Genomic DNA, 25273 nt, shown 5'->3' on the forward strand with positions numbered 1-25273 from the left:
GCGCACCGGACCGGTCGCTAAGCGCTCACCGCCCGTAATGCCTCCAGGTCCATGATCGCGGTGGCGGTGCGGTGCACGATCGCCCGGCAGACCTCGGCCGGTTGGAACTCCGGCATCAGGGCGCTGCGCCCGATGGTGATCATCCAGGCGAAATACGGATACAGCGACTGCTGCCGGTAGGCCAGCCATGCCGCGTCGAAGGACAGCACCGGCCCACCGGCCGCGCACAGCCGGTCGATGTAGAAAGCGATCAGATCACGCTCCCATTCCCGGCGATCGGCGACCTCCAGCCCCGAGGTGATCGTGTACGCCACATCGAACGCCCAGCTACCGCGCATCACCAGCTGCCAATCGGTGAATCCCATACTGCCGTCGCTGCAGATGTAGGCGTTGCCGATATGCGGATCGCCGTGCAGCAGTGTGTGGGGGCTCTGTTCGGCGATCAGGAGAGCGCGGCCGCAGGCTTCGTAGAGTTCGTGCTGCACCGGAGGCAAGGTGTCGGGCACGATTTCGGGGGCGCGTTTCAGGCCGACTTCCGCTCGTTTCCGCATGCCGAGGAGCCGGTCGAAATTGCGGAAATGCGCGCTCGGTGTCTTCAACCAGTCGTACCCGTTCAGCCGCGGCGACTGCCAGTAGTGTCCGTGCCAGCGGGCCATATTCGCCAGCAGGTCCTCCATCTGTTCCCGGGTGACCCGCTCCAGCGGAGTACAGAAACGAGCCTGCCGGGTGACGCTCACATCCTCGAGGAGTGTCAACGAGCGACCCGTACGCGTATCCGCGGCCCCGAAATATCCGCGGGGCGCCTCGATATCGAGGCCCGGCCGCAGATGCCGGAAGAACCCGGGCTCGCCGGGTAGCGCATGCGCCAGATACTGCGTCAGGCGTTGGGTGAAGGTCAGGGTGGTCTTGGCGAACAGATGTTCTGGCAGCCCCGCCCGGCGGCCGGCCTCGTTGTATCGGACGGCGGCCTTCCACCGGCTCGTCGTCCCGCCGTCGGCGTCCTCGATATCGAAGGATTCCACGGTCGCCCCGGGGTTGTCGGCAGTGAGTACGCGGTCGAGCCACTGTGCGTCGACCTCGTCCGGGCGCATGGGGATATCCCCGCTCCGACGTCCCGGCATCTTCTCCGCCAGTACGTGCCCGCCCAGGCGCAGCACTCCCGGCAGCACACTCTCCGACCGACCGCTGGTAGCTGTCCCGCTCATCGCATCGCCTTCCTCGGCTCGTGGCGCCGCACGACTGCCCGGCGGACCGCAAGTATGAGTCAGCGGGGGCCGGTGCCGCACCGGCCGTGCAGTACCGTCCGGCCGGTCGAATAAGCCTGCTGAACTGCGAATACCACGCTCCACCGAACCTGGCGTGCCGCAGCGGAATGGCGCCGTTCGCCCCGCGCGCGGCACGGTTTCCGCCCACCGGCCCGGGTCGTCGCCTCAGTCCCGGGACGACCAGCGATGCCGGGCCCGCCGCAGGGTGCCGGGGTCGGAATAGCCGATCCGCCGGGCGAGCGCGGTCTGCGTATCGTCCGGACTGAACTGGACCCGCCGCTCCACCAGTGCCGCCCGGGCCCGGTCGAGTTCGTAGGTCCACGTGGTCCCCTCATCGGCCAACCGCCGCTGCAGGCTGCGCCGGCTGGTCGTGAGGTACCGCGCGACCCGGTCGATGGTCACCCGGCCGTCGCCCAGCAGCAGCGTGAGTGCCTGATGCACCTGCCCCGTCCAGGTGACCTCGAGCCGCGGGGGCCGCGGCAGGATCGCCGCGTAGCCGCGCAGGATCTCGGCCAGTACCGGGTCGGCAGTGCGCAGCGGTAGTGACAGATCGGACGCGCGGAAGGTGATCTGATCGGTCGGCGCACCGAAATCGACCTTTCGCGTGCCGAACATCTCGATGAACCGGTCGTGCCGTCGCGGTGGTGGCTGCCGGAACCGGATCCGGATCGGACGCACATTGCGCCCGGTGGCATTGCGCGCCCGGGTCACCACCGCCGCCAGGGCGAACTGGGTGGCCAGTTGCCTACCTCGCCCGAGCCCGCTCAGCAGGCGGATATCGGCGTTCGCTTCCTCTTCGGAATCGCCCAGCACCGCGAATCCCACATTGGTGGTGATCAGGTCCGCGTATTCCTCGGAGCGGGCCAGGCCCTCGCCCAGCGTCGGCGCGGTGCTGAACAGGTAGTCGTGCACGCCGAAATGACCCAGCGTGTTCGTCGCACCGACACGGAGCGCGATATCGGATTCGGCCCGCTCGTGTTCGAGCAGCTCCCACAGCCGCAGCTGGAAATCACTGGACACCATGGTGTCCGCCGTGTTCAGCACCCAGTCCGGTAGCTCGGCGGTACGGGCGAGTTGTCGTCGCGTCGCGCCGTTCACACCCGCCTGGGCCAGCATGAACTTCGGGAACGAGACGCTCTCCACCGTATCCAATTGCGAACACACCTAACCAGGACAAATACCCACCGGGATGCCCGGAGTGTGTCGACCATAGCCCGATTCTCCACTCGGCATCCGGGCCGGAAACGGCGGTCCGGCGGCTGAACTCGGCACCAGCGATCGGTATCCCGGACATCGGCACGATACGCCCGCCGACAGGCACCGTCGGCCGTGTGCCGGTCTCGCACCACCGATAACCCGGTACGCGGGCACAACTCGAAAACGACCCGGGCTATGCGGACCGCATCGAACCGCCCGCCCACGACCCCGATGCTGCCGATCCGCGACTGCCCGGAATCGGAACACCGCGCCGTGGCAGCCGGTGACGAATCCCGCTCCGGCGGAGGGATATCCGCCATATCGGCGCCGTTCGCCCGGGCCGCGGCACCATCGGCACTGTTCGCCCGAACCGAATGCTGACACCATCGCCGAGTCGGTCGACCTGCCGGTCGTATCTCGACATGTGTTGTGAGGCAATCGGTTAGGACGAATTCGTGGCCCAGCGGAATCCCGCACAGTTCCCGTCGAGCGCTCATCGGGGCCGGTCCGGTACTCCGATAGCGCTGTACGCACCGGAGTTCGCCGCCGATCCGCACCGCGCCTACCGCCGGATGCGTGCCGAATGGGGCTCACTGGTGCCGGTGGAACTGGCACCGGGAGTCCCCGCGACGTTGGTGGTCGGATACAACACCGCCCTGCGCATCCTCAACGATCCGGAACGTTTCCCGGCCGATCCGCGGAACTGGCAGAAAGATATCCCCGGCGACTGCCCCGTCCTGCCGATCATGGAGTGGCGGCCCACCGCGAGCCGTAACACCGGCGCCGACTTCCGGCGTTACCGGGAGGCCATCACCGCCAGTATCGGCGCCGTGGACCTGCACCCGCTGCACGCCACCGTGGAACAGGCGGCGATCCCACTCATCAACGCGTTCTGCGAAACCGGCACCGCCGACCTCATCGGCCAATACGCCTTCCCGTTGACCTTCGCCCTCGTCAACGCCCTGCTCGGCTGCCCGGCCGAACTCGGTCAGCGCGTCGCCACCGGTATGGCGGCGCTCGTCGAGGGTATCGACGCCGAACAGGGCAACCAGATGATCAGCGCCGCGATGATGGAGCTGGTCGCGCTCAAACGGACCGAACCCGGTAACGACATCACCTCGCAATTGCTCCGGCATCCCGCCGCTCTGGACGAAGCCGAGATGGTCCACCAGGTCGCCGGCCACTACGGCGCCGGTATCGAATTCCAGCAGAACCTGATCGCCAACACCCTGCTGCTCATCCTGACCGACGACCGGTTCGGCGGCAGCGTCCTGGGCGGCAGCCTGTCCACCCTCGACGCCCTGGACGAGGTCCTGTTCGACGACCCACCACTGGCGAACTTCCTCATCACCTACCCTCGCCACCCCGTCCTCGTCGACGACGTCTGGCTACCCGCCGACCAGCCCGTGCTGGTCAGCATGGCCGCGTGCAACAACGATCCCGCCGTGCGCGCCGACGACCATCTGGGAAACCGCTCCCATCTGGCCTGGGGTATCGGCCAGCACGCCTGCCCCGCCCAGTCCCTGTCCTACCTGATCGCGCAGAGCGCCATCGACCAGCTGCTCGACGCCCTGCCGGAAATGGAACCCGCCCTCCCGGGCGGCGCCCCGACCTGGCGCCCGGGCCCCTTCCACCGTGCCCTGGCCGAGCTACCGGTCACCTTCACCCCGATGGCGAAACTGAACCTCTGACCGATTCAGCACGGGATCCACTGTCCGGACCGCGGCGCTCGTCGCCGTGATCACAAGTTTCGCTACCTATCGGCAAATTATTCCGGTGCTACCTGCTCGATTCCCCTGAGGGCGGCCGGTCGAACCGTCATTTATGCACTTAGAAAAGGTTGAACCACCAGCTCGGGTTGGATACGAAACGGTGTCGGAGCAGTCGCCGACACCTGCGCGTATGCCATCCTTGGAGATCGCTGTGCCGTGATCAGCACCCGACAGGCAATCGAGCCGCAGTGTTCGCGAGGAGGCGTGATGACCGCAGGTGGATTCGACCCCGCATACAGCCCCACCGCCAGCAGCATCAAACCGGCGGGCCTGGGCAAACGCGCGGTGGCCAGGTTCGTCGACTGGATCATCGCCGGCATCATCGGTGCCATCTTCTTCTGGCTCCTCGGCACGGTCTGGGACCTCCCCGACTGGGTCTCGGTACTCCCGGGCGCGGCCTTCGGCTGGCTCTACTTCGTCGCCTTCGAGGTCTCCTCGGGGTCTACACCGGGCAAGAAACTGCTCTCGCTGCACGTCAACGGATCGGGCGGGGCATCGAAACCGAGCTTCAAGGACTCGGCGGTCCGCAACGCGTACATGCTGCTCAACATCATCCCCTGGGTGGGTGGTCTGCTGTGGTTCATCGCGGCGATCGCCATCGCGTTCACGATCAGCTCGAGCCCGACGAAGCAGGGTTGGCACGACAACGCGGCGGGCGGGACCCAGGTCATCGACACATAGTTTTCGTAATCCGGTGGCTGTTCTCGCTACCGCACCGGACGGTGCGGTAGCGAGATGCGCTGTCGGCGCCGGTGGACGAGCCACCGTCGGCTCGGCGCTCGGTTCGTCTCCGTGGGGTGCTGATCATCTGATGGATCGTGTCGGGCCAGCGGAACTGTGGTCGTTCCCGATGTTTCGGCCCCGCAGAATGTTGCCGCTGCGAATCATCGCGGTGGATTCACGCGCCTTTTCGGTCGCGGCATTCAGCTACCGGACGAGATTTCCTGGATGAACGCATCCCACTCGGCTGGGGCGAAGACGAGCACGGGTCCAGCTGGGGCCTTCGAATCTCGGACACCGACCGAATCGGTCGCGTGCGCGACCTCCACACAATCCCCGCTCGGTTGGCTGTAGCTACTCTTGAACCAGCTAACACCGGTTAGATCCCTGGTCACGCGCCAAACTCCTCTGCGATCTCCTGCATCAGGCGCCCACTATCGTCGGCACTCAACGCTACCTCGTGAAGATCGGCCAAGGCTTGCCTGTGGCTTTCGATCGTGCTGTCTTCCTCCAAGAAGAGTGCTCCCGTAAAGCCTTCCACGAACACGACCGGCGGTTCTGGAGCGCGAGATATACGCAGGGTGGGGAACTCGAAGAGAGTGAACGACTGGACAATCAATCCAGAGTGTCCGCCGGCGCCGAACGGAATCACCCGGATGGAAACATTTGACGTTCTTCCCAGATCGACGAGGTGCTGAGCCTGACCGGCCATTACACGGCGTCCGCCCACCTGGTGTCGCAATGCTGCTTCCGATAGCAGCACATCGATTGTGAACTGCTGATCTGCAACGAGTCTGCGTTGCCGCCTCTCCATCAGCTCCAGACGCCGGTCGACATCCACCGCCGACATCTCGGGGTCTGCCGTCCGAACCAGCCATCGGCGATACTCCGGCGTCTGCACCAGGCCGGGCAGAAGCGTGAGCTGGAATGCGGTCATCCGAGAGCACGCCTGCTCGAGACTCATGAAATGGTCGAAGTGCGGGTTCACTACATCGGCGTAGGTGCGCCACCACCCTCGTGACGGATCGCCCGTCGCCACCTTCACCTCTTGGACAAGGCCCAGAACCTCATCCGTTACTCGGTCGTCGGCTCCATAGAACCTCAGTAGATCTCGGAACTGCGCGGTGCTGATCCGCACCGGCTGCCCGTCTTCCAACCTCCCGATCCCTTGCTTGGACACTTCGATCGCCAAACCTGCGGCCAACTGACTCTTCTTGGATTGGAACCGCAGTTCGCGAAGCCGCCGGCCCAAAGCGCGCCGTGGAAGAGTCGAACCAATAGCCATGCACACCCTCGCTATCTCGTTGTGGTCCGGTACGGACCTATGTTTTCTGGACCTACCTATACTGGACGCCTGGCGACCTGACCGGATGCTCCCGAATAGTCTTTCCAGCGAACAACTTTCGGTGTCTACTGTATCTACCCCGATGACGGCCGACTCGGATAACGACTGAGCACAAATACTTTCATTGCAAATTTTCAGGAAAGCTGCCGGATTCGTATTTCCGCGCCCGGCGGCATTGTTATGCGCGGTCAACGGGCAAAACAACACCTGTGAAAGGGTTAGAGCGGATGACGACACGTCCGGTAAACGAAAAGCAGTACCAGCACCGCCCCCGCGCGATCGGCTATCTCCGAACTGATCTCTCGCCCAACGAGACCCACGACGCGGAAACTATCCGCCGACTCGCCCGACGTCAGTGTCACACGTTGGCCTACATAGTCCGGCTCGGCTCCGACTCCGTTCCGGACGCTACCGGTCACGTCCTCGACATAGTCCGCGCAACCGGCGCAACGACGCTGATCACCCCCGACCTCGCGCATCTCGAAAACCACCCCGGCCGCGTCTGCGACACCTGCGACCTCATCACGGTGTGCCCGGAACAGCTCTGGATGAGAGTCGGCAAGAGCTCATGCGAAGGCGAACGTCCTATCTGGTTGCCCGAGGTCTGGCACAGCGAACCCGACACCAGGCTGCACATCGCCGACGCACACCGCATCATGCAGACCCACCTGGCCTGCAATCCCTTGAATTGCCCTCGCAAGGCCGCCGCTTTCGCTCTACTGGTCGAAACGGGCAAACTCGTCCCCGCCGCCCGCAGCCCCCGTGCACGCGCCGTCTCCCGCGGCCTCGATTACCTGCCGGCCGGATCGACCGCCTCAAACACGTGCCTATCCCTCACGATGCTTCAACGGCTACTCACTGGTCTCACCCAGGCGCAGCCATGAGCGCCTACGTAACCCAACAGTTCGGCGCCGATGTCCACCTCACGGTCTTCCTCCACGGCCTCCGCCTCGACTATCGAGCCCGCCGCACCGCCGCCAAGCGCTTCGTCCAGGAGTGGACCGCACACCATGGCACCCACACGGCCGTGGTGCTCCCCGGCCGCCCCCGGAACCTTCCTCGGCTCCCCTGTGAGCGTCTCTACCTCGAGCCCTGACCAGTACGGCACTGTCGGACATCGGATGCGTCGTCGACCGTTGCCCCGTTCGGTTGTGACCGAAGGGTTTCCCGGAATGGGCCGCCGAATCTTGTTAGGCAGGAGGCCCGGAAGCAACGACCCGTCATTCGCTCCGATGACCACCGCCGTCCCGGCTGCAGCCGAGCAGGCCCGGCGGTGCAGGAGGCTGCCTGTCAACTAGCGGCCAGGAACTCGATAAATCGCTCGTCGAGTCGATCCCGGGATGGATGGTCCTTCGGCTTGGTGGGCACGGAGAGTGGCCTGCCGTGCATGGCTTGTAGTCCGTGTTCGAGCATCGGCCCGTCCTTCTCCTCCAAGAGATTCTTGTTTATCTTCACCTCGAAGTCGGGCGATATCCCGAGGAAATTGGCATCGTAGGCAGCGTGGTGAATCTTGCAAAGGCTCAAACCGTTGTCGACGGTTGCGGTTCCGTGGGGCTTGGAATCGGAGATAATGTGGGCGGCGTCGAGCAACTCGCGATGTTTGAGATTGCAGACTGCGCACTGTCGGTCGTAGGCGAGCAGGACTCGCTCTCGGAACTCCGGCTGATGAATCCGCTGCTTCGCCACTCTCGCGGCATAGCGTTTTTCCAGCGGCTTCAGCTGGCGGGGATCTTGCACCGATAGCAATTCCTCGTCCAGTGCGATCAGGAAGCGATCGTTCTGGGGATCATCGGCTACCGCATACACCGGGAATACTGGTAAGTACAGGCTGGGGGCAATCTTGCGCAGGAGGATGAGAGGTAACTTGAACTCTATAGCGCGTCGAAGCTTCGTGTTATCGCTTGCCTTGCTTCCTTTTCGATATGAATATGCGAACAACGATCCGCCGATTTCCTCATCCGCATAGTCGCCTTCCGGATCGGACATGATGGAGAGGGTGCCGTTCATTTCCTTGGGGTTGCGGATTCCGCGACTACGGTCGATCAGTCGGTGTACCTCACCATCCACCTCGAATGACCAGAGTTGTTCTCGAGATATCGTCTTGGTCTCCTGCACCATCTCGCGCAGATGCTCGAAGATCTGATGACGCAGAACGGCTTCGGTGCTTAGGTCCACCTTCTGATTCTGCCACGGCTCGCTATGCACTGGCAGTCTGTACAGCGGTAGTGAGCTGATGAGCGCGGCGGTGCTCACCGATGCCGCCGGTGCTGTCGAAGACAGCTGTTGGGTGTCTCTACCCACCACTTCGCCCCATCGACGAGGCGCACCGGACGATGCAGGATCACCGGTCCTGTAATCGACACGAGCGTGTGCGGAAGCATGCAGCGTGGAATGTGTTGGTGCAAGCGAAGCGCATCATCCCGGATGCCGGGCGACAGCTGTGATCTCCGACAGGAACGGATACTCCGAGGCACCGGCGGAACTGGCCGACGATCCGCACTACCGCGGGCTGCTGCTCTTCTCCGATGGGCGGGTCGCGGTGCTCTCCGACGACGGGTTCGCGGTCGCTCTCACAGACTTCTGCGATCACGACGACTGTCCCGGGGCCGCTGATCGGTATCTGCCCAAGCAACGGCAGGTCCGAATCTGATGATCAATGCGACGTCATCGCCCGAAAATACCGGACCGCAAAGGAACCGCTCTCAGGATTCCGCCGTCCAACCTCGTATCCAGTTCGGACCAGACCCGGTCCGATCGGCTCGGCCCGCCGCACCGGCCGGCTGGACAGAAGGGGAGGACGTACGATGCCGATTTATCGAGCCGCACACCAGATGAGGGGCCGTGGTTCCCGGAACTGCCTGCCCGGGGCCGGCGCCCGAACGGGCCGGTTATCCGACGTCCGTGCGAGGATGTACCGAGACGAGGGAGCCAGTGAAAGAAAGGGTTCGGCCCATGGAGCAGGCCACCGTGTACCGCTGGAACATCCGCAACGGAACCGGGGTGCTGTCCCGGCCCGATGGTTCACTGGCGTGGTTTCACATGTCCAGCGTTGCGCAGCCCGACGTGCTGACTCTGCAGCAGGGCGACGTCGTCGACGCGGAGATCGAGAACGTACCCCAAGGGGAGTACGCCAGTCGCGCCGTATCGGTGCGACGCCACGCGCAGTAGCGGTTGTTTCCTCTGTCGCGGCGATTGCTACAGCTCTGTTGGGGTGGCCCGCGACTGCTGCGGCACAGCCTGGCCATTACGATTTCCACCCCAGCGACACTCGCTACCGCTACGACGGTGACCATGGTTCGTTCACCGGCGATGTGATCTATGCCAGCCAGCACCCTGATGGCGGCAACCGGCTCATCTGGTCGCTACGTCTGTCTCCCAAGGTGCAAAGCCTCATCCAGGGTCCGATGTCATGTGGTGCATCGGTGCACGGCAAGTCCGGCTACCACGACTCTCATCCGTCGATCCCGGCCGACTACTGGTGGCATTCGGTCGTGACGGGGCTGGCTCTTGATAAGACCTACACGTTGTACGCGAAGTGCGACTTCACGGCCACAAACGGGCACACCACCGCCCCTGGCAACGTCCAATTCACCGTCGAGTTCACCATGCACTCGGCCTGATCGCATCCAGGCCGGTCAGTGGGTCGGTGGTTGGCCCAGCGAACGTAGATAGATGAGGGTCGCCTGGACTCGTCGATCACCGTCGAGCAGGGGAAGTTTCGCGAATATCGCGCCGATGTGTTTGCGCACGGCGGCTTCCGAAACAGTCAGTACCTCCGCTATTCCGGAATTCGTCTTACCTTCGGCGACCAGCGCGAGTACTTCCCGTTCGCGGGTGGTGAGATCGGCCAGGGGAGTGCGGTGCCGGCTCGATTTGACGAGGGCGCGGACGACCTCGGGGTCGACGATTGTTTCGCCTGCGGCGATTCGGGAGATGGTGTCGAGGAACTGCCGGACATGTCCGACGCGCTCTTTCAGAAGGTATCCGACCCCGGCAGTCGAATCATCGCCGAGTAAGTCGTCGAGATAGGCGACGGAAACGTACTGTGACAGAACCACTATCGGTAGGCGTGGGTCGCGGTGGCGGAGTTCGGCGGCGGCGCGGAGGCCGTCGTCGGTGCCGGTCGGCGGCATCCGTACGTCGGTGATCACCAGGTCCGGCGTATATGCCGCGTAGGCGTGGAGCAGACCCGGTGCGTCGCCGACTGCCGCGCTCACCTCGTGGCCGGCCGAGGCGAGCACACTTTCCAGCCCGGCGCGCAGCAGCGGGCTGTCCTCGGCCAGCACGATCCGTAGTCGAGAGGGTGGGACTGTCACACTGTGCACTCCATCCGGATGGTCGTCGGTCCGCCGGGAGGGCTGGACACCGTCAGTTGACCGTCCAGGGCGGCGATACGGCGTTGCAGCCGGTCGAGGCCGTGGCCGCCCACAATGTGGGCGCCGCCCGGTCCGTCGTCGGTAATGCTCATCACCCACTGTGTACCGGTGCGGGTGCCGTGGAGGTCGACTCGGGTGGCGTCGGTGTGCCTGGCGACATTGGTGAGGGATTCGGCGGCGAAGACGTAGGACATGTGCTCGACCGCCGGCGGCAGCCGGTCCGAGGCGGATGCGTCGTCGAGGTCGATGTGGATATCGAGTGGTAGGTCCGCCGCTAGATCGATCAGTGCCGGACCCAAGCCGCGTTCGGTCAGGACCCGGGGCGAGAAGCCGCGCAGGACGGCCCGCAGTTCGCTCAGGGTTTCGTCGACCTGTCGGTGGGCTTCGGCGGCGACGCGGCCGGTGGGTCCGTTCGCGTCCTGAGATTCGGCCAGGCCGAGGGTCATCGACAGGGCGACGAGCCGATGCTGGACACGGTCGTGCAGTTCGGATTCGAGAAGGTCTCGTTCGAACCCTTCTGCTTCCAGCAGCGCGGAGCGGGAGTTCTCGATGCGGACCGCTTCGCGCTGCCAACGGCCGGTATCGGGGGCCAGCAGCGTCCGGGCCACCAGCGCTTCGAGCGCCGACCAGATGCTCAGGAGCACCACGAGCAGGACCGCGGCGACGAACCCCGCTCCGGTGCAGATCCACGCTTCCGCCGGCTCGTCCACCACCCAGGGGCCCAAGACGAAGTAGTCACCCCGGACAAGGAGCGGCGCGGCCAGCAGGACCGCGACGATGGTAGAACCCAGCACTGCCAGACAGCACACCGCACCACCGAACACGGTGGTGGCCACGAGGTAGGTGGCGTGCCGGACAGTGGGCAACCGGCGCTCGGCCGCGGCGGTGCGCACCCGGGCCGCTGCGTGGTACGCGGTGCCGGGGTCGACGAGCCGGAGCCGAGCGCACTGGAGCCGCAGCATCGGCTCCCACAGGGCGGCCCGCAGATCGCGGGTGAGCCCGAGCAGGACCACCGGCACGAAACCGGCCATCGCGGCCGCCGCGAGGATACCACCGCAGAGCACGGAGAGCAGCGCGCACCACGGCCATCGGGAAACGAAGAAGCGTGGGCCTGTCCGCAGTGCGGACCCCACCCCGGTCACGGCCGGACTCCCGGCGTCGGCGCCGGTTGCGCGTGCTGCGGGCCGCCGCGCCTCGTCGTCAGGACGATCCACGCGACCACGGGCGAATATGCTGCGCACATCAGCAGCGTAGTGGCGGCGCCGGAGGGGTCGGCGGTGCCGGCGAACAGTTCCAGTCCCAGCGCGAGTACGAGGTTGCTCCCGCCGTGCAGAAGGGCCGGCGGCCACACCGAACCGCTGCGCACCCACAACCAGCCGATCACGAACTCGAGTTCGATCGACAGCGGCAACCACAGCACCATGGCGACGAACGCGTCGGCGGCGGAACCGCCCGCACCCAGATACCCCACCCAGGGCAGCGGCCAATGCCACACACCCCAGATCGCGCCCGTGGCGAACGTGGTCAGCACGGGGCGACCGGGAAGGAGACGGTCGCGCAGATAGGTGGTCCAGCCGAATTCCTCACCGAAGAAGATCGGTGCGGCCACGACCGGGATGATCGGCGCGAGCGCCAGGAACAACATATGGCCGGAATCGAAGTCCCCGATTTCGGGACGCCACATTCCCAGTACCAGCGCGAGCCCGAGCGCGACGGCGAGAATACCGAGCGGGAGCAGCGCGGCGATCAGGTACGAGCGCCACTGGCGGGCGAGCCGCAGCGGCAATCCGGCATCGGCGAATCCCTCACGGGTGATCCACCGCCGGGTGCAGATCGCGGCGAGAGCCGGAACGAAAGCCCCGGTCAGGAGCTGGACCACCGGATTGTCGAGGGAGTACCCGGCCGCCCCGGCGAGTCCCCACGGAATCCATGCCCCCGCGAAAGCGAGCACGAGGAACCAGAGAACGCCCTTGCGCCGTATCCGGGTGCCGCGCCCGAGCGGCTCCCGATCGGTCAACGCTGTAGTCATGCCCTCATTACAGAGCGGCTGCCGCGGGAAGTCGGTGGTGAACGGGACCGTTTCATGGTCGCGTACGCGCTACCACGGAATCGGCGGCCGTGGCCCCGTCCCTTGCCCGACACCCGAACCGTGCCCCAGAGGTTCGACGGTTGCCCTGCCAGAACTATCGGCGTCTGCCCTCGTGGACAACCAGGTTTCGGGTGACTGTGTGATCGGTCGAAATCGACTGTGTGCCGCAGTCCGTGGGCAGCTGTCCGATCACTCGATGCTGCCTCGCAGGCGGTCGGCGTCGGTAGCTGCTGCGAAGTCCTCCATCCGTCCGGCGGATGTCGGTAGATAGGAGCGATACTCCGCGACCGTCAGCACATAGGTCCATGCGTGAAGTCTGGCGGTGTCGAGCAGCGGATGGGTGGCGAGCTCACCGAGCCGGTCGGCGATCGTGGCGGGGCCGTCCTGGATAGCGACCCAGAGGGCTGCCTCGCAATTGATATCGCCCATCGCGCCGAGCGGGTCGATGGTGTGCCATGTCGTCGGTCCCTGGAGGATGTTCTTGGCCTGTAGGTCGGCGTGCAGAACATGCTGGACAGTGGTGGTGCGCAGGAGGACGTCGGCCAGTGCCTCCGCTTCCGCAAGTCTGTCCGGGGCGGAGAAGCGCTGCATCGCCTCCGCGTATCGGGGGTCGGCGAAGCGGTCTCGTGCCCAGCCCATCCGCATGTATACGACATCGGAGAGGTCCTTCAGACCCGGCGGTTCGGGGAGGCCCGGGGCATTCAGTTCGGTGAGCAAACGGCCGAACCGATCCGTATCGCCGCCGTCACCGACCGGCCAGGCGATCGAACCGGGCAGTATGCGCGTCATCAGGAAGACCCCGGACTCGTTGTCCCGCGCCAGAATTGCGGGTGCGGCACCCGAAGCCGACCATCTCTGGAGTAGCTGTATCTCGGTGTAGCCGGATTGCTGATCGACCGGGATCTTCAGGACGGCGGCGGTGCCGTCCGGTGTCGTGCAATAGGCGCAGCACGACATCGCGCCGGTATCGGCGATGCTCTCCAGCGAGAGGCTCCAGCAGTCCGCGTAGCCCGCCAGGCGTTCGGGGAGGGCATCCAGCCAGGCTCGGCCCTCCTGCTCGCCGCGCAGGAAGATGATGGCCCTGTCGAGGCGGTCCGGAATGAGAGGTACGGTCATCGGCGGAGTACCTCCTGGATTCGATCGGCGAGAATTTCGAGATCAGCGAGGTCGTTGTAGATATGGACAGCCACCCGGAGCAGGCATTCGCCGGTCGGACTCGGGCCCACCCATGCTCGCACACCCGCAAGCTGGAGGGTGGATTTCACCTCGGAGACGGTGACACCGTCCAGAATGAAGGCTCGCATGCGCGGCGGGAGGCTGTCCCCGGTGGTGGTCGGCCGCGCGCCGGCGGATGCCAGCAGGTCGGTGGCCGAATCGGCCAGGGTCGTGCAGTGGGTGAGCGCGCCGTCGGCGCGCCAGGCGGCCCACTGGTCTATCGCGGTGCGCAGGGCGAGGCGGGGCACCGGGTCGAAGGTGCCGGGCCAGGAGAACCGCTCGATGAGGTCGCCGGAGTCCCAGGTCAGCGAGACCTCTGCGGGACGGACACGGTCCACGAGATCCGCTGCCAGGGTGAGGAAACCGACCGGACGCTGCGCGGGCAGCCATTTGTGCATGGTGCCGAATACTGCTGCGGCCGAACGGATATCCGGCGTAAGCGAGGTGTGACCAGGACCGTGCGCGGCATCGAGGATCAGCCGGCCCCCGCGGCCCTGCACCCATTCGGAGAGTTCGTGCACAGGGAGCCGAATCGCAGCCGACGACGTGATGAGGCTGATCTGCAGGTAGCTCACGGATCCGGCGACATGGTCGTCGAGATCGGCCAGCAGTTGTTCCGGGCCGGTGAAGGGTAGGGGTACGGACACCCGGATCAGGTGTGCCGCGGCCCTCGCGCAGGCGGTTTCCCAAGCTCGGATAATGGAGGCGTATTCGGTGTCGAGCACCACGACGGTGTCACCCGGGCCCAGTGGCAGCGAGCCGATGAGCGCGGCGGCTCCTGATGTGGCATTGGTGCACAATGTGGTTCGCTCGGGAGGGAGTGCGAACACCGTGGCCGCATGAGCGGTCTGAACACGCAGCCGTTCGACCAGGCGGCGTCCGAGTCTGCGGTTCGGGTCTGCTTCGATCTCGGCACGCAGGCGTGCGGCCTCGACCATCACCCGGCGTGAACAGTGTCCGTAGGAAGCGTGATTCAGCTGGATGGTGCCGGGGACGAACGAGAACTCCTCGTAGCCAGCCGGTTTCACGGACTCGCACCGTCGTATTCGAGCCCGTCCCTGAGCCGGCCGAGACTCGGTACATCGAAACGGAAGATGGCATCGGCGGCGTGTGCGTCGGCCGGTGTCGTGTCGAGCCCGGTTACCGCCAAGCCGAGCGGCTCCCAGTCCGATGGCCGCTGCTCCAGCACGTCGATATACGAGGTAAGCCGAGTATTGCGATCGGGCGCCAGCAGCTCGGATCTGCAGAGTCGGCGCAACTCGGCGAGCAGTCGCTCCGCCTCCGCGACACCGTGAACCTCCTCGAGCTCGTGCACCTGAGCGGCGAGGGTCGCGCCGACTCGGCCGAGTGTCGACGCGAGACTCATGTCCAGAAAGCGGACGAAGGCGTCGGCGGCGAGTGCGTAGCGCTGCTGTAGGCCGAGAACGCGACTCGAATCGCGTAGATGCGGGGGGTTCTCGCTCGCTACTCCCGATGATCGCGACATCCGTGCGAGTTCTTCGAGCAATTGCCACGAACGATCCAGTTCGAGGCAGGCCATGGTCTTCTTGCTGAGCCAGTGCAATGCCTCGTACTCGGCGTAAGGGTGTTCGGTGGTACGAGCAGCCTCCAGCGAGCGGGCGAGCCAATGTTCCGCCGCCGGGGCGTCGAAGGCGGCGAGATGTGCCAGGCCACGGTGACCGAAGGCGCGAGAACGTACCGCCGGATCGGTCGTCGTGGCGGACACTCTGTCACACAGCGTGATGCAGGCGGCGGTGTTCTGTACCGGGCCGCACAGTTCCACTTCTGCCTCGAGCATCAGGGCCGCCACGCGGATCTCGGCTCCGGGAGCTTGGGCAAGTGTGTGCAGAACATTGCGTGTTTCGTCCCAGTGGCAGATCATGCGGAGATTACGTGCCCACAGCAGGCGGACCCGTGCCTCGTCGACGGGGTCGACGGTCGCGGCGCCGACCCGGGTGAGTGCCGTACCGCAGGCCTCCGCGCCACCGGCGTGGTCGTTTTCGATGGACAGACATTCGGCGAGAAGAGCGAACGTGGCGAAGGAAGGGGTCTGGTCGACGGCGATCGTGGCCAGTTCGCGTGCCTTCGATACCGCTCCGAGCGCGAGCTGGCGTCGCGACGCGACTGCGGCGAGCTGCCCCGCTTTGTTTCGGTTCTGGGTAGCTACGGCAGCTGCCGCGGCTCTGACCTGCAATTCTTCGTCCCAGTCCGGTTCGGCTTCCAGTATCTCCAGAAACCGGGCGTGATATCGGCGCCAGCGGGGCGCATTGGATGCCCCACGGTCGCGCAAGATCTCGGCGAAGAGCGGATGGTGGATCACATACCGGTCGTATTCGCCACGCGGCTCTGCGGGGCGGACGAGACCGTGCTCCTCGACGAGAATGTGCAGACGTTCGTAGACATCGTCGATATCCACCCGGGCGAGTTGTGCCAGATAGTCGACTTCGAATGTGTAGCCGACCAGTGCGGCGATCTCCAGGAGGCGCTGATCGTCGGGGACGAGATAGGACAGCCGCTCCTCGAGCACGGCGGTGATCTGCTGCGGGGCCGGGCCCTCCATCGCGGCGCCGACGCGGACCAGGGATTCGGCGAACAGTGGATTACCGGCACTGAGCCGGACGATTCGCTGGATCACACGCGCGGGCACCGGTGCGTCGCTCGCTGCCTGCCGGATCAGCTGCTCGGTATCGGCGCTGGACAGCCGGGGCAACTCGACCGATTGGGTCTCCGGACGATATCGGTGCAGCCGGTACACCGCGCGCTGCAACGGGTGCGCGTGCTCGGCGGTGCGCAATTGGTCGCCGCGGTAGGCGAGTACCAGTACGAGTGGACCTTCGATCCGGAGTGCCATGGTGGTGAGCAGGTCGATGGTCGCGGTGTCTGCCCAGTGCAGATCGTCGAGGATCATCAGCAGTGGGCCGTCGCCTACGAGTTCCGCGATCAAACCGACCAGCTGGTCCAGCCGGCTGTCCACCTCGGGCCGTGTGGGACGGGAGCCGGCAAAGGTCTGTCCGGTGCGGATACCGGCTGCGAGAAGTTGACCGACAACGGGAACCGATTCGATCCAGTCCGGCGCATGCTGCCGGAACGACGACGCGATACGGTGCAGCCGTTCCCGCGAACGTGATCGCTGTGCCGATGCGGTCAGTGAGCGCAGGCATTCGCGCACCGCCTGGAACGAGTCGGAGGCCAGTGAGTTGAGCATGGCCTGTCCGTAGCCCGACAGCAGGCCGTGCTCGCCGTATCGCCGCAGTGCCTGATGGGCGAGAGTGGTGAGCAGACTCGTCTTCCCGACACCGGCTTCACCGTGCAGGACGACCACGCTGCCGGCCCGGGATTCGACGGCCCGATCGACATGAGCCATCAGCAGCGCCAGCTCGTCGACCCGGTCGATCAGCGGCGGTGGAGCAGCGAGACCCGGCACCACGAATTCTCCCCCTTCGTAGATGAATATGAGCATGAATTGTAGTCCAGCAGTGCGGTTTACCTGATGAATCGCAGGTTTATGGTCTTTCGAGAGAGGCCGCGGTAACGAGGCTCGGCGCCGTCGTACATGATCTATTCGTGGATGTATGGCCCGTGGTGGACCGAGGCACCCGTCGATACTGGAAGACCTTCGGCCGGCGGGTCGATATCGACGGTGCGGAGTCCTGGTTGCGCGCGCCGGTGCTCACCGATACCACCGGCGCTGTCGAGGACAGCTGGTTGCGTCTGGAAGCCGAGCGGATCGGTGGACGGATCGACGACGATCCGGCGGCCGGGCTGCTGCCGGAGATCGGTGCGCTCGCGGGGGCCGGTTTCGATCCGGCCCGACTCCATCGGGATGTTCGCGATTTCTACGAGCACACCGCGTTGTGGCGGATGGAGGCGTGGGTGCAGTGGGCGCATGTCTTCGCGCTCGGCGGCTGGTTCGTCACGCGGTTCTTCGGCCGGCGGGTCGGGCAGTTGGCGCTGCCGGTTCGTTCGCTCGATACCGCGCGCGGGATCGACAGCCGGGTCGAGACGCTGCTGGATGCGGGTGGTGTGTATCGCGGGGCGGCGTGGTTGCGTACTTCCCGGGCCACCGGCGAATACATCTACAGCGGGTTCTATCGGGTGTCGCGGCTACCCGGTTCCGAGCAGCCGAGCGTGCATGTCTCGTTTCCGCTCCCGTTGGGGAATGTGCAGGTTTTCCTGCGGCCCGAAATAGGTGTGGACGGTGCGCTGCGGCTGGTTTCGCCGCCGGGCCCGTTCGGTGCCGACAGTGCCTACATCACCGTGGTCGAGGGGGAGCGGGCGTGGGCGGCGCGGGTGCCGATCCACGAGGAGTTCCTCGTTTACCCGGACGGGACGAATCTGCTGCGCACCGATCACACGCTCGCGGTGGGTCGCGCGACGGCACTGCGGTTGCACTATCTGCTCATGCGGGATTGATCGGGCGCTGTCGTACCGGCAGCGGGTCGGTGGTTCCGGACTGTCGGGGCTTCGCGCTCTCACCGAGGCGGTTCGGGTAGAAGCATCCTGTCCGGTCCGGCCCGCAACCGATTGCTGTTCGGCGAGTCTGCTTTCGTTGTGCCCGGAACTCGATGGCCGACGGGGCGTGCCCGGGTCGCCGTTCAGGAATCGCGGAGCTGCCGTTTGTAGATCTTGCCCGAATCGTCGCGCGGTAGCTGATCGACCACGTGCACCGTCGCGGGGATCTTGTAGTCGGCCAATCGGTCCCGCAACTGCTCGCGGATCTCCGGTGCGTCCAGCCGGTACCCCGGGCGGGCGACGACATAGGCGGTCACCGAATCACCCAGGTCGCCGGGGTCGGGGACACCCAGGACAGCGGCATCTTCGATGCCGTCGAGGGCCATGACGGCGTTCTCGATCTCGGTCGGGTAGATGTTCACTCCGCCGCGGATGATCACCTCGCTGTCCCGGCCGGTCAGGTACAGGTAGCCGTCTTCGTCGACGTGCCCGAGATCGCCGGCCCACAGCATGCCGGGGACGGGTGTGTCCGGATCTCCGCGGTGGAGATAGGTGAAACGGGGCCAATAGTCGGCGCCGCGTACGTATACGCGCCCGGACTCACCCGCGGGCAGTGGTGTGCCGTGTTCGTCGGCGATCAGCACGGCGGCGCCGTCGGCTCCGCGGCCGACGCTGCCGGGGCGTTCCAGCCATTCCGGTGCGCTGATCCAGGTCACCGTGCCTGCTTCGGTGCAGCCGTAGAACTCCCGGAGGGCTTCGCCGAACCAGGCGATCGCCTCGCGTTTCACCGCCGGTGGGCACGGGGCCGCCGAATGGATCAGATGGGTCAGGCCGGACACGTCGTAGCGGGCGCGTACCTCGGCGGGTAGGGACAGCAGCCGCGACAGCATGGTGGGTACGACCTTGGCCTGCTGGATCTTCCGTTCGTCGACGAGTTGGAGGAACCGTTCGGAATCCCAGCGCGGCATCAGGGTGATATCGGTGCCCATCCGGAGGGCGAGGGTGGCGAGGGCATTCGGCGAGGTGTGATAGAGCGGCCCGGCGACCAGCATCCGGCCGCCCGGCAGCAGGCCCATCCGCTGTGCGGTGCCGCCGGCGATCGACAGGAGCTGCTGCGGTGTCATCCGCTCCCGGAGCACACCTTTCGGTGCTCCGGTGGTGCCGGAGGTGTAGATCAGGCCCATACTGTCGGCGATCGCGCCCTCGAGGTAGCCGAGTGGCTCCGGGTACTCGTCGATCCACTGGTCGAGTACCCGATGCCGGCCGGTGGGGCGGGCGAGTACCGGATCGAGTCCCGCCTCGGTGAGCAACTCGTTCGGCATGGTGATCTCCACGATCGAGACGTCGAGATCCGCCTGTACTCGAGCGGCCTCGATGGTGGGGACGAACTCGGTGTGCGCCAGCACGATTCGTGCCGCGCTGTCGGACAGGACGTGCGCGACTTCCGGTGCCCGCCAGCGTGTATTGACCGGTACCGGATTCGCGCCGGCGGCGGCGATCGCGAGCGCGGCTTCCAGGAACTCGATATCGTTGCGGGCCATCACCGCCACTCGATCGCCGCGGCCGATACCGGTGTCCACCAGTGCCGATGCGAGGCGGCCCGCGCGTTCGTGCGCTTCGGGCTGCGAGCGGGTCCGCGAACCGCAGGTGACGGTGGGGACCGGCTGATCGGGCATGCGCCCCAGTCTCCCACAGCGATCCGCGCAGCGCCGGGGTCCTTCCACGCCGCCGCTCGGGGGAGCCCGCACGTGGTGGAGGGGCCCCATACCGCTTCGGCGGAAGCCTGATCACCGCCGGTGCCCGGGTCCTGGATCGCTTGTCCCAGGCGTGCGTGGCCGGGTAACGGCCCGCCGACGCGCTAGTGGCCTTTTGTATCGGTGAACGACAGCCGGACAGTGCCGATGGCGAAGATCGCCACGCAGACCGCCGCGAAGTAGACCAGCGAGCCGTTCTGTCCTCCGAACATGCTCTCGATCGTCGCCAGCTGCCCGACTCCCAGCTCACCGTTCTTGAACGGGGACAGCTGCTGCAGCGTGACACCCAGGTCGCCGGGGACGAAGGTCACGAATACCTCGATCCCGAATTTCCACAGCAGCACGATCATGACCACCAGCCCCGGCTTCGGGACCAGCGCCGCTACTCCCAGGCCGAGCGCCGTGATCAGCAGGGTGTAGAGCGGGACCCCGATGAGCAGCGCGATGCCGTCGCCCGAGAACGCCTCGACCCGGCCCCAGATCTCCGGGAACAGCCGCGGGAACGCCCACAGGGTCAGGAAGGTGACCACGAAGGCGGCGACGGCCGCGATCACGCCGAAGACGACCAGTTTGGCGACTGGCAGGAGCCAGCGCCTGGTCTGGATGCCGAAGACCGTTTCGATCGTGTTGTCCTTGAATTCCGCGCACAGCGACGACACCCCGCCCGCCATGAGGATGAAGGCGGAGAAGACGAGGATCCAGTAGGCGGCGTTGTTCGTATCCATACCGCCGGCGCCGTTGAGTTTGTTCGCTTCGGTGGCTTTCGCGATCCCGAAGTTGAGGCCGATCGGGATGATGATCGCCAGGGGGACGACGGCGTACCAGACCGGGCTGCGCCAGGAGAGTTTGGCGATCTCGCTGCGGACGGCGCGGACGAGGTGGGTGGCGATCATCATTTCGCACCTCCGGCCGCGGTGTATTCGACACTGTTCGCGGTGATCTCGACATACGCCGATTCCAGCGGGCGCGGTCCGGATCCGGCCGCCACCAGTTCGTCCTTGCTCGTATCGGACAGGACCCGGCCCTTGCCCATGATCACCACACGGGTGCCGGTGATCTCGACCTCGGTGAGGTTGTGCGAGGCCACCAGGAGGCAGGTGCCTTCGGCGGCCAGGCCGAGGAGGAGTTCACGCAGCCAGATGATGCCTTCGATATCCAGGCCGTTGGCCGGTTCGTCGAGCACCAGGGTGGTGGGATCGCCGAGCAGGGCGGACGCGATGCCGAGGCGTTGCAGCATGCCGTAGGAGAATCTGCCGACCGGGCGTTTCGCCACCCGGTCGAGTCCGACCCGGTCGAGTACGGGGGCGACCTTCGATGCGGGCAGACCGCCCAGCCGGGCCTGCCACCGCAGATGCTGTTCTGCGGTATGGCTCGGGTTGCGGGCGAAAGTGCCCAGACTGAAACCGATTTCGCTGATCGTGTTCCGGAATTCGCGGAGTCCGCTGCCGTTCACCGTGATGGTGCCGGAAGTGGTTCGGGCCAGGCCGGCGATCATGCGCATCACCGTGGTCTTCCCGGCACCGTTGGGCCCGAGGAGATAGGTTATCGAGCCCTTTTCGGCCTCGAAGGTGACGTCGTCGACGGCGAGTTTCGCCCCGAAGCGTTTGGAGACGCCGCGAACGCTGATCATGTGTATTCCTGGGTGACGGTGCCGGTATTGCCGGGAATCGAAGTCCTGGAGGTCTTTTCGGAAATGCGCTGGCCATTCCGAGTGGAGCGGCGCCCCGTATCGAATGGTTTCGGGGGCCGCTCCCGCGGAGTGTCCGGGATCAGTAGCCGAAGGAGGGATTACCCTGGCATTCCATTTCCTGGCAGGTGGCTTTCCAATCGAACTTCCAGAGGCCGCCGTCGCGGATGTAGTGGTACAGGGTGCTCTGCGCGGGGAATCCGGCCATCACGCCGTGCACGGTGACCGTCATGGTGTTACCGGAGACATCGACGGGGGCGATCGCGCGGCCCTGGATGGAGAAGAAATCCATGGTCTTGCTGGTTTCCATGATCCGCTCGAGGGCCGGGCGGGCCGACGGGCCGTTGTAGGTCACCTCGATTTTGGGATCCATGCCGATATTCGGGTTCCAGAACGCGGCGAACTGCCTTTCGATCTGATCCAGAGTCGGCACGTCGTCGCGTACATAGAGATCCGATGCCTGGGAGGCCCGGATGGAGAAATCGGCCGACGCCGGCTGCGTGAGCCCGAATCCCATGAGCGCGGTGAGAATACAGACAGCGGCGATTCTGATGAATCTGGACATGACGGCCCCTTCTAAGACCAACCTGCGAACCGATACGCCGGGCGGCGGGTATCGCGTACCTCGTTCGCCGGCGCGGCCCGGTGGGTGCGCACAGGGCGGAACCCACTCGGGTAATGCGAAACGCTAGCGACGAAATTTAGGTTAGTCAATCCTAAGTGCCGGATCGGGGCTCACAACACGACAGGCAGGGTGCGGTGGCCGTTGGTGACCAGACTGGGGACGTTGCGGAGGGCGGCGGGATCCTCGGCGGCCAATCGCATCTCCGGGAACCTGCCGAAGAGGGCGGGCAGGGCCACCGTGGCCTCGAGCCGGGCCAGGGGGGCGCCGAGGCAGTGGTGCACGCCGTGACCGAACGCCATATGGTCCTTGGCCGGCCGGGAAGGGTCGAAGATATCGGGCTGCCGAGGGTGGACCCGGGGGTCACGGCCCGCGCCGGCGAGTCCGGCCAGGATCGCCTCACCCGCGGGGATGCGGTGGCCACCGGGCAGATCTATGTCCTCCAGGGCGAAGCGCATCGGCATATGGGCGATCGGGGGTTCCCAGCGCAGGGTCTCCTCGATGATGTCGGGCCAATCGAGTTGCCCGGTGAGCGCGGCGGTGCGGTGTTCCGGATGCGCGAGCAGGGCGTACACCGCGTGATCGAGGAGGTTGGCGGTGGTCTCGTGGCCGGCGACGATGATGAGCAGCAGAGTGTCGCCCAGTTCCTGCTCGCTGAGTTTCGACCCGTCCTCGTCGTGCGTGGTCATCAGGACGGTGGTCAGATCGTCGCCGGGATTACGGCGTTTGTAGGCCAGGAGCTCGTGCAGGGTGGTGTAGAGGCCGGCGAAATTGGCCTGGGCCTGCTCGGGCGTGAGGGTGGTGTCGAGGGTGCCGCCGGCATAGGTGCGCAGCGCGGCGGACAATTCGCCCGGCACGCCCATCAATTCGCCGATCACCCGGATCGGCAGAGCACAGGCGAAACGATCCCGCAGGTCGACGGACCGATCGGCCGGGGTCGTGGCGATATCGTCGAGCAACTCGGCGGTGATCGCCTCGATCCGGGGGCGCAGCGCCTGGGTGCGGCGATGGGTGAACGCGGGGGCCACCAGTTTCCGCAACCGCCGATGGTCGTCGCCGTAGGCGGTGAGCAGATTCGATACGGCGACCCACGGCCACATCACCCAGTCCTGCGGGATCTCCCCGGTGTGCATGGCGGGCCAGTGCCGGTTCGCGTCCTTGGAGACACGGGGATCGGTGAACAGTTTCTCCAGCAGTTCGGCGTCGACCACCGACCACGCGCGCACGCCGCCGGGCAGTTCGATCACGGCGAGCGGACCGCGCGCGCGGATGCGGTGGATCTCGGTGTGGAAATCCGCGCCGGCCGGGTCGAGTACGAGCGGTTCGGTCTGCGACTGTTCCTGGGTCATCGGATTGCTCCTGTCATCGGGGTCACGGGCGCATCGGGGTCAACGGCGCGGACGGCGGGAATCGGACGGGCAGCGCGCTGAGCGCGCGGTGGAACAGACCGGGGCGCCAGGCGAGCTGATCGGCGGGGATCGCGAGTTCGATCTCCGGCAGGGCGTCGAGCAGCTGATCGACCGCCTCGCCCGCGATGATGCGAGCGATACCCTCGGCCATACAGGCATGCGTGCCCTGGCCCCAGGCGAGATGGGAGCGGTTGCCGATACGTTCGCCGCCACCGATCTTCGGATCGGTGTTACAGGCGGCGATGCTGATCACCACCGGCTGATCGGCGGGCAACCAGGTACTGCCGACGAGAATCGGCTGGCGTGGATAGGACGTGCAGAAGTTCGGCAGCGGGGGGTCGGCGAACAGCACCTCGTCGATGGCGTCGCGGGTCGCCAGCGAACCACCGAGCATATGACTGCCGAACCGGTCGTCGATGAGCATCAGGCGCAGGGTGGTGGTGATCAACGAGGTGGTCGGTTCGGTACCGGCCGCGTACACCAGGGCCGCCTGCTGCACCATCTCCATATCGTCGAGCCGGGATTCGTGCTGCATCATCCGGGACGTGACGTCGTGGGCCGGACAAGCGCGTTTCTGCCCGACCACCTCCATCAGGGCTCCGGCGAACTGCATATTGCCCTCGGCGGCGCTCTCCGCGGAGGTGGCGTCCAGGATCGCCGCCATCCCCTCGAAGGCGGTATGCCCGGTCTCCGGTGACAGGCCCATCAGTTCGGTCAGCGTGGCAAAGGTGAGCGGAAAGGCGTACTGCGTGCGCAGATCCGCCGACCCGGCCGTGCAGAAATCGTTGATCAACGGGATGGCCAGGCGTTCGATGGTGGCGCGCAGCTGATGCAGATCCACCGATTCGAGGCCGGCGACGATGGGTGGGCGCAGGCGCGCATGCTCGTCACCGGCCGAGCGCAGGGCATTGGGCCGGTACTCCATCATCGGTAGCAGCGGGCAATCCGGCGACACCGTTTCCTGCCAGCGCCTGGGGTCGGCCGGGAAATGGTCGGGGTCGTGCAGGATCTGCAGGGCGTGGCGATAACCGACGACGAGTGTCGCCGGAACCCCCGGCGCGAGATCCACCGGGACCAGCGGCCCGAACCGGCGGCGCATCTCCCGATACGCACCGGCGGGATCGGCGGCGAACTCGGGTGTGTACAGCGGCACCCGCTCCCCACCGGCGGCGAGCGGCGACCCCTGCAGGGCCGGATGCGTGGACGGCGTCGTCATTGGTCACGTACTCCAAAGCGGATCGATGGTTCGGTCGTTCGGCCCGGTGCACGCCCTGCACGACGACAGCACGAAAAAAGCCGCGGTCGAACGGGATACGGTCATTCGTGGTCCCCGAGCGGAACGATTACCGGGCTGGCCGGGTGCGGGCGGT

At 65.9% G+C, this 25273-nt stretch carries 25 protein-coding genes; 8 read left to right on the forward strand and 17 right to left on the reverse strand.

The genetic code is table 11. The features are described 5' to 3' along the window. Positions 1–17 precede the first annotated feature (17 nt). Both ACWEWT_RS18215 and ACWEWT_RS18220 read right to left on the reverse strand, forming a co-directional pair. Entirely contained in the window at positions 18–1205 is a 1188-nt protein-coding gene (locus ACWEWT_RS18215) for a phosphotransferase (RefSeq protein WP_452560319.1), read from the reverse strand. Between the two features lie 225 nt (positions 1206–1430). After that, positions 1431–2429, reverse strand: a complete 999-nt coding sequence (locus ACWEWT_RS18220) for an AraC family transcriptional regulator ligand-binding domain-containing protein (RefSeq protein ID WP_452560320.1) — start codon at positions 2427–2429, stop codon at positions 1431–1433. A gap of 488 nt (positions 2430–2917) precedes the next feature. Between ACWEWT_RS18220 and ACWEWT_RS18225 the strand changes: the two genes are divergently transcribed. Further along, positions 2918–4153, forward strand: coding sequence for a cytochrome P450 (locus ACWEWT_RS18225; protein ID WP_452560322.1), 1236 nt, complete (start codon positions 2918–2920; stop codon positions 4151–4153). A 288-nt stretch (positions 4154–4441) separates the two neighbouring features. Then, a complete protein-coding gene (locus tag ACWEWT_RS18230; protein ID WP_452560324.1) occupies positions 4442–4915 on the forward strand; it encodes an RDD family protein in 474 nt (157 codons plus the stop codon). A 242-nt stretch (positions 4916–5157) separates the two neighbouring features. Here ACWEWT_RS18230 and ACWEWT_RS18235 read toward each other — a convergent pair whose 3' ends face one another. Beyond that, positions 5158–5349 (reverse strand): DUF397 domain-containing protein, encoded by a 192-nt coding sequence (locus tag ACWEWT_RS18235; RefSeq protein WP_452560325.1) that lies wholly within the window; start codon positions 5347–5349, stop codon positions 5158–5160. Then, positions 5346–6239 (reverse strand): helix-turn-helix domain-containing protein, encoded by an 894-nt coding sequence (locus ACWEWT_RS18240; RefSeq protein ID WP_452560327.1) that lies wholly within the window; start codon positions 6237–6239, stop codon positions 5346–5348. Before ACWEWT_RS18240 ends, ACWEWT_RS18235 begins: the two co-directional genes overlap by 4 nt. Positions 6240–6526: 287 nt before the next feature. On the opposite strand from ACWEWT_RS18240, the gene ACWEWT_RS18245 reads away from it, so the two are divergent. Both ACWEWT_RS18245 and ACWEWT_RS18250 read left to right on the forward strand, forming a co-directional pair. Continuing rightward, positions 6527–7183, forward strand: coding sequence for a hypothetical protein (locus ACWEWT_RS18245; RefSeq protein ID WP_452560328.1), 657 nt, complete (start codon positions 6527–6529; stop codon positions 7181–7183). Beyond that, the gene (locus ACWEWT_RS18250) at positions 7180–7395 is read left to right on the forward strand and encodes a hypothetical protein (RefSeq protein WP_452560330.1); all 216 of its coding nucleotides are present in this window, start codon (positions 7180–7182) and stop codon (positions 7393–7395) included. Before ACWEWT_RS18245 ends, ACWEWT_RS18250 begins: the two co-directional genes overlap by 4 nt. Positions 7396–7589: 194 nt before the next feature. Here the strand turns inward: ACWEWT_RS18250 and ACWEWT_RS18255 are convergent, their stop codons facing one another. Beyond that, a complete protein-coding gene (locus ACWEWT_RS18255) occupies positions 7590–8474 on the reverse strand; it encodes an HNH endonuclease (protein ID WP_452560331.1) in 885 nt (294 codons plus the stop codon). Between the two features lie 265 nt (positions 8475–8739). Here ACWEWT_RS18255 and ACWEWT_RS18260 point away from each other — a divergent pair, with 265 nt between their 5' ends. The 3 genes from ACWEWT_RS18260 (at position 8740) to ACWEWT_RS18270 (ending at position 9919) form a co-directional block, all read left to right on the forward strand. Next, complete coding sequence (locus ACWEWT_RS18260; RefSeq protein WP_452560332.1) at positions 8740–8949, forward strand: hypothetical protein; 210 nt, start codon at positions 8740–8742, stop codon at positions 8947–8949. A gap of 302 nt (positions 8950–9251) precedes the next feature. Beyond that, entirely contained in the window at positions 9252–9467 is a 216-nt protein-coding gene (locus ACWEWT_RS18265) for a hypothetical protein (RefSeq protein WP_452560334.1), read from the forward strand. Positions 9468–9505: 38 nt separating this feature from the next. Further along, positions 9506–9919 (forward strand): hypothetical protein, encoded by a 414-nt coding sequence (locus ACWEWT_RS18270; RefSeq protein ID WP_452560335.1) that lies wholly within the window; start codon positions 9506–9508, stop codon positions 9917–9919. A gap of 15 nt (positions 9920–9934) precedes the next feature. On the opposite strand, the gene ACWEWT_RS18275 is transcribed toward ACWEWT_RS18270, so the two are convergent. The 6 genes from ACWEWT_RS18275 to ACWEWT_RS18300 form a co-directional block, all read right to left on the reverse strand. Further along, positions 9935–10615 carry a response regulator transcription factor gene (locus ACWEWT_RS18275; protein ID WP_452560337.1) on the reverse strand — a complete coding sequence of 227 codons (681 nt, stop codon included), beginning with the start codon at positions 10613–10615 and terminating at the stop codon, positions 9935–9937. Further along, positions 10612–11817, reverse strand: coding sequence for a sensor histidine kinase (locus tag ACWEWT_RS18280; RefSeq protein WP_452560338.1), 1206 nt, complete (start codon positions 11815–11817; stop codon positions 10612–10614). Before ACWEWT_RS18280 ends, ACWEWT_RS18275 begins: the two co-directional genes overlap by 4 nt. Next, a complete protein-coding gene (locus ACWEWT_RS18285; RefSeq protein ID WP_452560339.1) occupies positions 11814–12704 on the reverse strand; it encodes a CPBP family intramembrane glutamic endopeptidase in 891 nt (296 codons plus the stop codon). Before ACWEWT_RS18285 ends, ACWEWT_RS18280 begins: the two co-directional genes overlap by 4 nt. A 249-nt stretch (positions 12705–12953) precedes the next feature. Beyond that, the gene (locus ACWEWT_RS18290; protein WP_452560341.1) at positions 12954–13880 is read right to left on the reverse strand and encodes an aminoglycoside phosphotransferase family protein; all 927 of its coding nucleotides are present in this window, start codon (positions 13878–13880) and stop codon (positions 12954–12956) included. Continuing rightward, positions 13877–15007, reverse strand: a complete 1131-nt coding sequence (locus tag ACWEWT_RS18295) for an aminotransferase class V-fold PLP-dependent enzyme (RefSeq protein ID WP_452560343.1) — start codon at positions 15005–15007, stop codon at positions 13877–13879. Before ACWEWT_RS18295 ends, ACWEWT_RS18290 begins: the two co-directional genes overlap by 4 nt. Continuing rightward, positions 15004–17439, reverse strand: coding sequence for an ATP-binding protein (locus ACWEWT_RS18300; protein WP_452560345.1), 2436 nt, complete (start codon positions 17437–17439; stop codon positions 15004–15006). The genes ACWEWT_RS18295 and ACWEWT_RS18300 overlap by 4 nt, the downstream gene beginning before the upstream one ends. A gap of 104 nt (positions 17440–17543) precedes the next feature. On the opposite strand from ACWEWT_RS18300, the gene ACWEWT_RS18305 reads away from it, so the two are divergent. Next, positions 17544–18392, forward strand: coding sequence for a hypothetical protein (locus ACWEWT_RS18305; RefSeq protein WP_452560347.1), 849 nt, complete (start codon positions 17544–17546; stop codon positions 18390–18392). A 182-nt stretch (positions 18393–18574) separates the two neighbouring features. On the opposite strand, the gene ACWEWT_RS18310 is transcribed toward ACWEWT_RS18305, so the two are convergent. The 6 genes from ACWEWT_RS18310 to ACWEWT_RS18335 all read right to left on the reverse strand — a co-directional run bounded on the left by ACWEWT_RS18310 (position 18575) and on the right by ACWEWT_RS18335 (position 25119). Next, complete coding sequence (locus ACWEWT_RS18310) at positions 18575–20107, reverse strand: AMP-binding protein (RefSeq protein WP_452560349.1); 1533 nt, start codon at positions 20105–20107, stop codon at positions 18575–18577. A 182-nt stretch (positions 20108–20289) separates the two neighbouring features. Then, entirely contained in the window at positions 20290–21081 is a 792-nt protein-coding gene (locus ACWEWT_RS18315) for an ABC transporter permease (RefSeq protein ID WP_452560350.1), read from the reverse strand. After that, complete coding sequence (locus ACWEWT_RS18320) at positions 21078–21815, reverse strand: ABC transporter ATP-binding protein (protein WP_452560351.1); 738 nt, start codon at positions 21813–21815, stop codon at positions 21078–21080. Before ACWEWT_RS18320 ends, ACWEWT_RS18315 begins: the two co-directional genes overlap by 4 nt. A gap of 139 nt (positions 21816–21954) precedes the next feature. Further along, positions 21955–22437 (reverse strand): hypothetical protein, encoded by a 483-nt coding sequence (locus ACWEWT_RS18325; protein ID WP_452560353.1) that lies wholly within the window; start codon positions 22435–22437, stop codon positions 21955–21957. A 170-nt stretch (positions 22438–22607) separates the two neighbouring features. Beyond that, positions 22608–23843 carry a cytochrome P450 family protein gene (locus ACWEWT_RS18330; protein ID WP_452560355.1) on the reverse strand — a complete coding sequence of 412 codons (1236 nt, stop codon included), beginning with the start codon at positions 23841–23843 and terminating at the stop codon, positions 22608–22610. Between the two features lie 22 nt (positions 23844–23865). Next, positions 23866–25119, reverse strand: coding sequence for a cytochrome P450 (locus ACWEWT_RS18335; protein ID WP_452560356.1), 1254 nt, complete (start codon positions 25117–25119; stop codon positions 23866–23868). Positions 25120–25273 lie beyond the last annotated feature (154 nt).

It is taken from the genome of Nocardia sp. NPDC003963, from assembly GCF_053605105.1.

Coding starts and splice junctions, on each gene's coding strand:
- ACWEWT_RS18230 (WP_452560324.1), top strand. CDS start 4,442: ATGACCGCAGGTGGATTCGACCCCGCATACAGCCCCACCGCCAGCAGC.
- ACWEWT_RS18335 (WP_452560356.1), bottom strand. CDS start 25,119: ATGACGACGCCGTCCACGCATCCGGCCCTGCAGGGGTCGCCGCTCGCC.
- ACWEWT_RS18300 (WP_452560345.1), bottom strand. CDS start 17,439: ATGCTCATATTCATCTACGAAGGGGGAGAATTCGTGGTGCCGGGTCTC.
- ACWEWT_RS18250 (WP_452560330.1), top strand. CDS start 7,180: ATGAGCGCCTACGTAACCCAACAGTTCGGCGCCGATGTCCACCTCACG.
- ACWEWT_RS18215 (WP_452560319.1), bottom strand. CDS start 1,205: ATGAGCGGGACAGCTACCAGCGGTCGGTCGGAGAGTGTGCTGCCGGGA.
- ACWEWT_RS18240 (WP_452560327.1), bottom strand. CDS start 6,239: ATGGCTATTGGTTCGACTCTTCCACGGCGCGCTTTGGGCCGGCGGCTT.
- ACWEWT_RS18290 (WP_452560341.1), bottom strand. CDS start 13,880: ATGACCGTACCTCTCATTCCGGACCGCCTCGACAGGGCCATCATCTTC.
- ACWEWT_RS18245 (WP_452560328.1), top strand. CDS start 6,527: ATGACGACACGTCCGGTAAACGAAAAGCAGTACCAGCACCGCCCCCGC.
- ACWEWT_RS18310 (WP_452560349.1), bottom strand. CDS start 20,107: ATGCCCGATCAGCCGGTCCCCACCGTCACCTGCGGTTCGCGGACCCGC.
- ACWEWT_RS18265 (WP_452560334.1), top strand. CDS start 9,252: ATGGAGCAGGCCACCGTGTACCGCTGGAACATCCGCAACGGAACCGGG.
- ACWEWT_RS18315 (WP_452560350.1), bottom strand. CDS start 21,081: ATGATGATCGCCACCCACCTCGTCCGCGCCGTCCGCAGCGAGATCGCC.
- ACWEWT_RS18285 (WP_452560339.1), bottom strand. CDS start 12,704: ATGACTACAGCGTTGACCGATCGGGAGCCGCTCGGGCGCGGCACCCGG.
- ACWEWT_RS18325 (WP_452560353.1), bottom strand. CDS start 22,437: ATGTCCAGATTCATCAGAATCGCCGCTGTCTGTATTCTCACCGCGCTC.
- ACWEWT_RS18320 (WP_452560351.1), bottom strand. CDS start 21,815: ATGATCAGCGTTCGCGGCGTCTCCAAACGCTTCGGGGCGAAACTCGCC.
- ACWEWT_RS18330 (WP_452560355.1), bottom strand. CDS start 23,843: ATGACCCAGGAACAGTCGCAGACCGAACCGCTCGTACTCGACCCGGCC.